This is a genomic window from Halococcus dombrowskii (assembly GCF_022870485.1).
Classification (GTDB): domain Archaea; phylum Halobacteriota; class Halobacteria; order Halobacteriales; family Halococcaceae; genus Halococcus; species Halococcus morrhuae.
The window spans coordinates 396,240-406,045 of the sequence record NZ_CP095006.1; the positions used below are offsets into that span (position 1 = coordinate 396,240).

Below are 9,806 nucleotides of genomic sequence, written 5' to 3' on the forward strand. Positions count from 1 at the left end.
TTGTGATGGTTTATACCGCTAAGGGCGGATTCTGACGCTACAGGCGGCCGCTGCCGATGTACGCCAGTCCGAGCGCACCGATGATGACTAGAAAGCTGTAGACGGAATCCGGGAGCGGCACGATCGCTCCGTCGAAATTTCCGACCAGAATGACCGCGACTGCAACAAGGGCCAGCAACGGATGGGCGATCAGTTCCTGACCGAAGACCCGGAATGACCAGTAGATCATCTCCGCCGAGGATCGGACACTGTCCCCGAGTGAACGGGTTCCATCCGGATTCTCGGCCGGTTCGAATCTGCCAAAATCATCGCAACTGACCGAGACAATCTTGCCAGTGGTGACCCGCTGACCGTCGCTATCGCCTACTTTGAGGAGTATCACAGCTTCGTCGCCGGTGCCGACCACACGGTACGTACCGGCCGGGTAGTCAGTCTCGGTCGGAGAATAGTGGTCAGAGACGGTCGGTGCAGACATTGTTCCATTGGTATTCCACTCCACCAATATAAGTGCGAAGTCAAGCAGCCCGATGCTGCTATATCAAAAATGGTTCGGCCTCACCCACTTTCTGGCTGCGTTTCGAACGAGCTCGCCGGTGAGAACTCGGTCAGTTCCTCGATCTCCTGCTCCAACCGCTCGACCTCCTGGCGCAGGGCATCTGCTTCGGGATCGTCACTTACCGCCAGCCGATCCTTCAGACCTTGCAAGCGCGTCTCCTTGCGTTCTTCATCCACCTCGGCTTTGCGCACGTACTCGCTCTCGGAAACATCGTAGACGGCCGATTCGGGTACTGAGACCACATCCAGCGCTTCCTCGACCTTGCTCCGGTCGACACCGAGCAGTTGCTCGCGATCGATACCGGTCTCGGCGAACGCTTCGAGCACTTCCTCGTTATCCTTGAGCGAACGATTCCGGCGCGTCGTTCGCTGGATCGAGCCGTACTGGCCGTGGACTGGTCGGTCGTGCCCGACGCGCTCTAAAAGCACATCAGTCACATCCTGTCGCAGGTCGTTGGCGTTGCGCTGGACATCCGACAAGAGCGTATAGAGGTTGACCAGGACGGGCGTCTCAACGCTTTCGAGGGCACTCATGTCCTCGCGTTCGAGAGCGTCGATCAACAGCAGCATATCCGAATACACGTCGATCTCGGGCTCTTCGCGCTCACTATCCTGCTGGTCGTTCGCGCCCGCGCTCATCGACAAGTGCGGCGCATCGTCCAGTACCGCACTCTCGTCGGCCTCATCGAGTTCAGTCAGCGTGTTCTCACGCTCATCGAGGACATAGCGTGGGTGGAGTGCAAGCACCGCCGCGTAGGGCTCGGCCTTCGGCGGCAAGCGTTCGAGCTCGTAGCCCTCGCTTGCTTCACGAGTGTGCTCGGCGAGCGCTGCGAACTGCTCGCGTTGCAACGGTTGTGAGTCACCCGAATCGACGTCCTCGATGATGATCCGCTGGTCCTGAACATCGGTGATGCGAAATCGCTTCGAAGCCAACGGCGTGATCAACGTCGCCTCATCGGGCAGGTCCTCACACCGCTCGATCAGCGTGCCCCACGTCGCGCCGAACGGAATCGCCATAGGCACCACTCAGAACGTCACTGGCTAAAGAACCAGGGACATCACCGGATTTCGAGTGAAAAGCCCGGCTCTCTGGCGCGGTCCGCCCCTCACACCACGTCGCTGTTGGCGGGTACGGGACGGGCGAGACGAAGCAGCTCCACCCAGTTCATGAAGCGATGTCATAGGACGCGATCTCGGTTGATCCGCATCCCGGGCAGGAATCAGCCTCTGGCTCGACGTTCGCACCGCAGTGACGGCACTCAATGATCGGTTCCTCTGTCGTTCGCGAGAGTATCCGTCTGATTGTCCGTATCATAGGAGGGGAGAGCGTGTGAGACACTCGTTGAAGACCGGATCTGCACCAGCCTCGACATCCAGCTATCCGCTGGACGATGATAGAGCCTTTCCAATCGGACTGACAGTGAAATTCCGCCAGAGACAACCTGCTAGCTGTGTCTCGGCGGGTTTCCACTTACTCATCGGTCGGTGTGATTCGGACGGTCTCATCAACATAGTAGATATGGCCACGGCTTTCGAGTTCGGTCAGCGCTGCTTGGGCATCGGCTTCTCCAAAGCGCTCGTCGGCCCGGATCACTTCGAGAGCCTCGTCTTTCGCAAGCTTCTCGCCAGATCCACCGGCAGCTTCGGTCAGCAGCGCGAGCGTGTCTTCGGCGAACGGTGATATCCGTCGCCCTTCATTCATACGCGTTGTTTCAGCCACCTGTATATGAATCTGTATCAGGCCCTCGATCTACAACTCGTCGAGATGCTCGATACCCTCTTTCGAGACGTTCGCTTCGGTGATCGTCTCGGCCATCCAGTCGGGTTTGTCCTCCGGTGCTTGCTCGCGCCACGCCCATCCCTCGTAAATGTGGAGTTTCTTATTCTATTGAAAATGCGGTACGGCGACAGGATTCACTGACTCAAACTGAGACGTCACGCATGTGAGTCGGGAAAATAGTGAGTTTCTCCATCTGATTTGGTAATGATCAACGCGATCAATTCGATCGGGTAAATTCCAGACAACGAAGAGGTGGATTGTGTTAGAGAATAATCTCCTAAACCATCAAATCCCTACGCCATCGTCCATTTTCAATAGAGCATGAATCTGGAAGCCACAGTTATTCGGAAGACGTTCCGGAATGTGGCCGTTCTCAGGGGTCAATCGCAAGTTCGCTACTGATGTACTCCCACTGTTCATCCTCAAGGTGGTCACGAAGGTCAGTGAGGTCAGTGGCTCGGCTGGTAAGGATGAGATTGGTTGCACGAGCCGAGCCGATTTGGTCGATGTCGGTCAACGTCCGCCAAAGCTGTCGCACCTCGTCCTGTATGAAGTGTCGCTCGACATCATCATACGAATCGAACGGGACAGCATCCGTGTTAGCGAATTCCGCGTCGGGATACTCGGCGTATTTCGCGTAGACAGCACTCAGGATGCCATCCCCTCGTGTTGTCGTCAGCCCTCCGCTATCGGTTTCGGTCGTTCGGCGAAGGAGCTGTGCCAGTGTCCGTTCGTACTCCTCAACGACGACGCCTCGCTTAACACCTTCCGTATCGAGGACCTCCCTGTCGGTGAACGCCCCCGAGTCAGCACCATCGAACAGTTCGAGCCGTTCCAACACAACCCGTTGGTTCGTGGCGTCGACAAGAAACTGATACTGCCAGTGTTTGTCCTCATCAATACGGTCCGTGTACGCTGTGTCGATGATGGCAGTCCCTCGAATTCTCCCGAGTGCCAACTGGAGGTCGTTTGTGATGTATGTCGTTTCGAGGGGAACGTCAACGCTCCCCTCAAAGCGAGTTCCGAGGGTGATGTCCGCGGTCGTAATCATAGTCAGAGCATGAGATCGGTGAGTTCCCAGTCCTGTGGGAGATCGTTCTCAAGGCTTTCCTCTCTCACGAGGTTCCGGATGCGCTGTTCTACGTCGTCTTCCAGCTCGAAGTCGACCGCGAGATCGTCATGCCAGTCCCAGTAGCGGGGCATCGTCGGCCAGTAGTGGTCGCTGACGGCTCCAGCAGGGGCATCCAACAGGTAGCGTGCCTCGGTAATCTTCTCACTTGGCCGGCGCGCAATCTCGTGGTGTATCGACTCGTCGTGGATGATCCGTTCGAGGAGATCGACGGCCGTGTGCTGGTCGGCGTAAAACGCGTGTTCGAGCATGGGACTTGTCGAGAAGATGTGGCTCGATGCGTGCTCGTGGATCCGCTCTGCGACATCGAAGTCCGGGTGCCCGATACCCCAACCGTACGGGTGAAGACCTTCGAGAATGTTGTCCTGATACCCGCCGACCTCGGTGCGGATAGTCTCGATGTATTCGACCGTGACAACTGGAATCGCCTCGACACCATCCGCGAGTCGCGTCCGAATAAAATTCCTGCCGGTGACGTTCTGGAGAATCGTGGTCACATGCGGGAAGTCCTCGGCCGTATCCGGGTGATATGCCCGGATGAACTCTTCGAGAACTGGCCATCCTTCCGCTCGTGTCGCCTCGTCGAGCTTGCTGATGAGCTGTCGTCTGTAGGCTCTCCGAATCCCAGAGTATCTGTCGGATGCATCCGATTCGTTGGCAGATTCTAACTCGCTCTCGTAGGTCGCCATCGCCTGAGAGAGGGTATCGAATTCACCGTCCGTAGTGTCAGTGAGTAATTCATCAAGAGCCTCGAGTTCGACAGCCTCGGGTCTCCTATCCGCCCATTCGGACGGCGTCCCGTCTTCGTTTTCCGATGAATCGACGGTATTTCTATCAGAGCTGTCTGCTGTCGAGCAATCGTGGAGGCGGAGGCGTGTGAGCGTGTCGAACTCCTGACCACAGTCATCGCACTCGTGACTCATGGCCAGTTGCTCCGTGCAATCGGCAGAGGAGGGCTTATATTCTGCTGTGAACGGCTCTCATCGTCGTTTGACCGCTCGTTCGGATACCACTGCGGCGCTGCACACATCGTGCTTGTAATTCTTCGCCGCGGCGGGTTGTCTTTCGTCGTCAGTTTTGATTGTGGTTTCGTCACTGGTTACTCCTCTGTCCCGTCCGATGAAATATCCAATCGCGGGCCCGTCTTTGGGTTTCCGACGAAGATGGTACGGCTCACTTCAACCATCTTTTCGGGCGTCTCGCTCATTTGTGTGTTTCGTTGATACAATGATCCAACGTCGTCGTCATAATCGATAAGGTACTCACCACCGCGATTGCCACGAAGGTAGAGATGGTGTGAGTCCGCGCCGATGTACGTGTCGTCGCCTGTCACGGGCAGTGGTCGATCCTCGGGCGGTCGCTCGCCGAGAGGACATGCGTGTACCACTTCGACAGGTGTTCGCCAGCGATAGGTCTTCATATAATCGCCAGCTTGGAACCACATCGGGTCACGATCCCAGCCGTAGACACGCAATCGTCCTTGTCCGCGATCAGGGTCAGCGTAGGGTTCGGTGACGAAATCTTCCTCGTTCAAGCTGTCTTCGAGTATTGATCGGGCATCTGTGATATGCTTGAAATATCGCTCTTTGCTGCCACGGGTCTCTTTGATATCGGCCTCCGCCTTTGTAGAGACCTGGATGGTTGCGTCGGCCGCAGTTTCATGGACAAACAGGGTATCCTGTCGAAACAGTAGGTCAGGATACCAGTTATCTTGTCCGGTCTCCACGATGCGGGTATCCTCAAAGAGTTGGTCGATGACAGAGGTGCTTGCGTCTACCAAGTCGGTGTAGACTGTCTTTTTATCACTGAGCATAGGTCTTCGGCACACTGTGTGTATGTACGTGCATATCTTTTGTCACCGTCGGGTAGACGTAACGATGTCTCCATTCTCATCCCGAGTTTCAATTTCCCACGACCCACAGTCTCGGCACCATGTTTCTCCACGGACTACCCGTCGAACAGTTTTGCACATTTGCCTGCGGCCCCCGATGAGTCCACAGTTAGCGCAATAGAAGCGATAGCGCAGGTCGTCTTCATCGATGGTCGAATCAGTTCGCCACTCGGGCACCTCATCAAGGGGGCCCCGCGGTCCCTCAACACGAAGTTCTCCGTCGCACTCCCCGCAGACCTGTGTACCACGGATAGCGCGGCGGACGGCTACACTCCAGCGATGGCGTCCACCGATGAAGCCACAGCCCTGCGTGCAGTAGAACTGATACTTGTAGTCCTCGGGCTGGGTCTCGTAGTGCGTACTACATCGTCCCGAGAGGGCTAGCGGATCGACCCACTGCTTGAATGATTCACCATGACCTGGATCAACTCCGTCGGTCTGGTGCTGATAGCAGTGAACGAGTTCGTGTCGGATCGTTTGCTGCATCGCCGTAAAGCCCGCTCGGTCGTAGGTCTGTTCGGAGAGTCGAATCGTGCAGTGACCGTCTCCATTGGAGGAGCACACGCCGTGCTGTCGTTTCATACGGGTGCTGGTTTCGAAGGTTACACAATCGAGGTCGACGAGAGAGGACGTCAAAGGCCACTCTTCACCGTCGATGACGGCGTTTGCGTACCGTCGCGCACGCTCTGATAGCTCGTGCGAATCACTGATCTCGCCAGCCACCGCCATACGCCCCCGAAGCGGCCAGGAACCAAAGTAGCCTCGGTCTCTGCGAACAGTTTCATTCTATCACCGATGACGACCAGTTCACAGCGCTCTGCGAGAAATGCGATCTCGACGTTACCAATCTCAACCGCCTCCGCCGGACCCTGACCGAGCAACTCGACGAGCAGGACCTCCACGATGCGGTCTACGATCGCAATCCCTACTAGGATCCGAGTTTATCGAGTCTCGGGGCTGCTGTCTCGGGCTAACCACAAAATTGCGTCGCCAGTTCTGCACCAAATACCCAATCAATCCGGCTCGGACGACCCACATCCGCAGCAGGGAAACAGTTTCCCCGAGCGGGACGTATCGACCGTTATGTACGCGGATACAGAATCGTTCACGCTCGCAGCAGCACAGATCGAGCCTGTCTATCACGACAAGGCGGGGACACTCGATAAAACCTGCCGGTGGATCGAACAGGCCGGCAATAGGGATGCGGATCTCGTCGTCTTCCCTGAGACGTACTTTCCGGGCTATCCCTACTGGCGCGGGAGTGTCTCGATCCCACGCTGGACCGACCTGATGATCGACCTTCAGAAAAACAGTCTCCACGTCGATGATAACGCAATTGATATACTCGGGGATACAATCGCTGACGCGAATCTGCACGTCGTTCTCGGGACGAACGAGGTGAGCGACCGATCGGGAAGTGAGACGCTCTACAACGCACTCTTCTATTTCGACCGATCAGGCAATCTGGTTGGTCGTCATCGAAAGCTCATGCCTACGCACGAGGAACGCGCTATCTGGGGTCGGGGCGAGCCGGGAAGTCTCCAGACCTACGACACCGACATCGGAACGATCGGCGGGCTGATCTGCTACGAAAACCATATGACCCTCTCGAAAGCCGCGCTCACGGCCAAGGGGGAGGAAATCCACGCCGCGGTCTGGCCGGGCTTCTGGGAGCAACATGGTCACCCAGGCGACAAGTCACGGGCCGAGGATGCGGCCGCAATGGACACCTGCGATATCTACCCGGCAGTGCGCGAGTACGCCTTCGAGACGCAGTCATTCGTCGCCTCATGTTCGGCGTACATGAGCGACGACATCCCCGAAGAGTTCGGCGAGGACGAACTGGGATTCAACGTCGCTGCTGGAGGTAGCATGCTCGTCAATCCAGCGGGTGTTGTGAAAGCCGGGCCGGTAGTCGGCGAGGAAACGCTCCTCACGGCCGAGTTCAACCGCGATGAACGTCGGGCGACGAAAGCGTACTTCGATGCGATGGGCCACTATACCCGATGGGACGCCGTGAATCTGGAGGTGAGTGACCACCGGAATGAGCCGATTCATACCCACGACCACGACTCGACAGAGTCAGGACAGACGAACGGAGAGCTATCGGCGGCAGAGGTACAAGCAATCGCTGACGACCAGGACATATCGATTGAGACCGTCGAGACAGTTGCTGACGCCGTTCAAGGACAGTAGCTCTGGTCAGCCCACAGAAATCGATGGCCGATCACGTGTCGAAGAATCGTCCGATCCGATGGAGATCAACAGCATGGTCGGTATCGCCAGCAGTGACGAAATCTGCGAGAATCTTGCCGACGACAGCGGTGAACTTGAACCCGTGACCGGTGAATCCAGCAGCGACATGTATACTGTCGTAGTCGGGATGGCTGCCGAGCAGGAAATGCCCGTCGGATGACTTGGTGATTACGCAGGTCTGCAGCCGTATTGTTGGTCCCGCCCCACTCGGAAAGTACGCGTTGGCGAACTCGCGGTGGCGTTCCTCTTCGATGGTCGTCGGCTCCTGTGGCATCTCGTCAGGATCAACGGCGTTCAGAAGCGACGGCTCGCGGCCGAACTTGAATCCCGGCACATCATGGATCGGGAAACCGTACCCGTTGCCGTGTTCGCCGGCGAGGCTGAACACTGGAAATGTATTTGAGCGAAACTGCTCTGGCTTGTCGGGCTGGAGCCACGTCATGATCCGCCGGCATGGAGTGAGTTCCGCCGCGAGCTCGGGAAAGAAGTCGCCAGCCCACGCGCCGGCAGTCACCACCAGATCGTCGGCTTCGTAGCGACCCTTGTCGGTTTTCACTCGGACGCCGTCGCCGGTTTCGTGCCAGTCGAGGACGCGCTCGCGGGCTTTGACGGTGGCTCCCTCCGCATGGGCTGCTTCGACGTGGGCGATCACGGCCTGTTCGCAGTCGACGAACCCACCGTCGGGCTGGTAGACCGCCCGATGGTCGGTGGGGATGTCGTATCCCAGAAAGCGCTCGTTCACCTCCGCCCCAGTGAGTACCTCGTGGTCAACATCGTGTGCTTCGACCGAACGGCGGGCGTCGGCGAACAGATCCGCGTCAGTGGGGCTGGCATGGATCGAGCCAGTAATAGTGAGGAGGTCACGGCCAGTCTCCGCTTCGAGATCACGCCAGTTGTTGTAGGTGGCTCGTGCGAGCGGCACATAGGAGGGGTCTTCGGGCTGTGTGAGCCGGACGATACGGGTACTCCCATGGCTCGACCCGCGCGCGTGCGGGACATCGAAGCGCTCGATGCCGAGAACATCGAGACCGCGTTCGGCAAGACGATAGACAGCAGCGCTACCCATCCCGCCGACACCGGTGACGATAGCATCGTACTGCTCGCGGGAGACGTTCATACCCAACGCCGGCGGGGCAGAGAGAAATGTGTTGCTGCGACTGTGGTGATCGCTAGCAAAACGATTTACGCTCAGAGTGAATACCGCTGCCCAACCAGTGCAAGACGCCGAGAGTACCCCCGAATCAGAGTGACGTTCAACTCATGCCCACGTTCGACGCCGATACCACGGATATCAACGCGTTCGAGGTCGAAGACGCCGACTTGTACATTTTCAGCCAGTATTTCGACCAGGAAGAGGTCTTTGCCGAGCTGCATGAGTACTATAACAGCGAGCAGTATCGCTTCGAAATCCCCACTGGCGAGATGGACCGGATAGAGTCGTTCTTGGACGAGTATTTCTACGATCTCAACCGCGTGGCACCCGACGCGATCGAGCCGTTCTGCGTGGTCAAAGAGAAATACACCGATCACGCGGATATCCTCCGAAACTCGGCATATCACACGGGCCGAGGGAGCAATACAGTGTTCGTGATGCAGGATCGACTGTCAGCCGAGCAAGCAGTCGAACGGGGCGCGACACCGCTTGCCGACGCGGACACCAGCTTTCGATTGTAACTGGATCAGCGATCTAGATCGGTTCGTCATGCATATCTTCTTGTGATATGCATCCCATCAATTGATTCCAACGTTCACCACATACGAGAAAACCATCTGACCGATTTCAGTTCAGAATGTTTTACTTTGTACGACGCCAAGTCAATCACAGAGAGTGGGCCGAGGTAGCTCAGGCTGGCCAGAGCAGCTCCCTTGTAAGGAGCACGTCGGGGGTTCGAATCCCTCTCTCGGCTTCTCCAGTTATGCAACGAGTAAGAATCACGTCTGAGTTGTGATCGACCTGACCTACTCTGAGGTTTGCGTGAGGCACGGTTGACCTCGAAAACGTGGGCACGAGCGAACGAAGACATGACGACCATTCCGCCCACGTTTGCTGTCTGACTCGAAACACCTACCGCACCCAAATCAACAATTCATGATGGTAAATGACTTGCGATCGGTTAGCATACTCAAAATCAGCCACAACACGCAGAACTCAGAAACGTGGGAAGTTGGGACGACCATGATGCCCACTCCACGCT

General features: G+C 57.1%; 11 protein-coding genes, 1 tRNA gene and 1 pseudogene. 3 read left to right on the forward strand and 10 right to left on the reverse strand.

The genetic code is table 11. The features are described from left to right. Positions 1-37 precede the first annotated feature (37 nt). From MUK72_RS16185 to MUK72_RS16225, 9 genes and pseudogenes are all read right to left on the reverse strand, one after another. Positions 38-475: a hypothetical protein gene (locus tag MUK72_RS16185; protein ID WP_244705698.1), complete on the reverse strand. Its 438-nt coding sequence runs from the start codon at positions 473-475 to the stop codon at positions 38-40. Positions 476-555: 80 nt separating this feature from the next. Further along, positions 556-1,572: a DUF7983 family protein gene (locus tag MUK72_RS16190; protein WP_244705700.1), complete on the reverse strand. Its 1,017-nt coding sequence runs from the start codon at positions 1,570-1,572 to the stop codon at positions 556-558. Between the two features lie 454 nt (positions 1,573-2,026). Next, positions 2,027-2,257 carry a hypothetical protein gene (locus MUK72_RS16195; RefSeq protein ID WP_244705702.1) on the reverse strand — a complete coding sequence of 77 codons (231 nt, stop codon included), beginning with the start codon at positions 2,255-2,257 and terminating at the stop codon, positions 2,027-2,029. Between the two features lie 48 nt (positions 2,258-2,305). Next, positions 2,306-2,437: pseudogene (locus tag MUK72_RS16200) on the reverse strand (non-histone chromosomal MC1 family protein); the annotation flags it as partial. A 271-nt stretch (positions 2,438-2,708) separates the two neighbouring features. Next, positions 2,709-3,386 carry a hypothetical protein gene (locus MUK72_RS16205; protein ID WP_244705704.1) on the reverse strand — a complete coding sequence of 226 codons (678 nt, stop codon included), beginning with the start codon at positions 3,384-3,386 and terminating at the stop codon, positions 2,709-2,711. A gap of 2 nt (positions 3,387-3,388) precedes the next feature. Next, positions 3,389-4,387 (reverse strand): DUF8137 family protein, encoded by a 999-nt coding sequence (locus tag MUK72_RS16210; protein WP_244705706.1) that lies wholly within the window; start codon positions 4,385-4,387, stop codon positions 3,389-3,391. Between the two features lie 176 nt (positions 4,388-4,563). Next, positions 4,564-5,277: a hypothetical protein gene (locus MUK72_RS16215; protein ID WP_244705708.1), complete on the reverse strand. Its 714-nt coding sequence runs from the start codon at positions 5,275-5,277 to the stop codon at positions 4,564-4,566. A gap of 42 nt (positions 5,278-5,319) precedes the next feature. Beyond that, positions 5,320-6,084 carry a SprT-like domain-containing protein gene (locus tag MUK72_RS16220; RefSeq protein ID WP_280518325.1) on the reverse strand — a complete coding sequence of 255 codons (765 nt, stop codon included), beginning with the start codon at positions 6,082-6,084 and terminating at the stop codon, positions 5,320-5,322. Beyond that, positions 5,988-6,257 carry a hypothetical protein gene (locus tag MUK72_RS16225; RefSeq protein ID WP_244706053.1) on the reverse strand — a complete coding sequence of 90 codons (270 nt, stop codon included), beginning with the start codon at positions 6,255-6,257 and terminating at the stop codon, positions 5,988-5,990. Before MUK72_RS16225 ends, MUK72_RS16220 begins: the two co-directional genes overlap by 97 nt. Positions 6,258-6,438: 181 nt before the next feature. On the opposite strand from MUK72_RS16225, the gene MUK72_RS16230 reads away from it, so the two are divergent. Continuing rightward, on the forward strand, positions 6,439-7,551 hold the full coding sequence (locus tag MUK72_RS16230; protein ID WP_244705710.1) for a carbon-nitrogen hydrolase family protein: 1,113 nt from the start codon (positions 6,439-6,441) through the stop codon (positions 7,549-7,551). Positions 7,552-7,582: 31 nt separating this feature from the next. Here MUK72_RS16230 and solA read toward each other — a convergent pair whose 3' ends face one another. Beyond that, positions 7,583-8,728, reverse strand: a complete 1,146-nt coding sequence (solA, locus tag MUK72_RS16235; protein WP_244705712.1) for an N-methyl-L-tryptophan oxidase — start codon at positions 8,726-8,728, stop codon at positions 7,583-7,585. Between the two features lie 143 nt (positions 8,729-8,871). On the opposite strand from solA, the gene MUK72_RS16240 reads away from it, so the two are divergent. Continuing rightward, a complete protein-coding gene (locus tag MUK72_RS16240) occupies positions 8,872-9,285 on the forward strand; it encodes a hypothetical protein (RefSeq protein ID WP_244705714.1) in 414 nt (137 codons plus the stop codon). A gap of 158 nt (positions 9,286-9,443) precedes the next feature. Then, positions 9,444-9,518, forward strand: a tRNA-Thr gene (locus tag MUK72_RS16245). Positions 9,519-9,806: the final 288 nt, after the last annotated feature.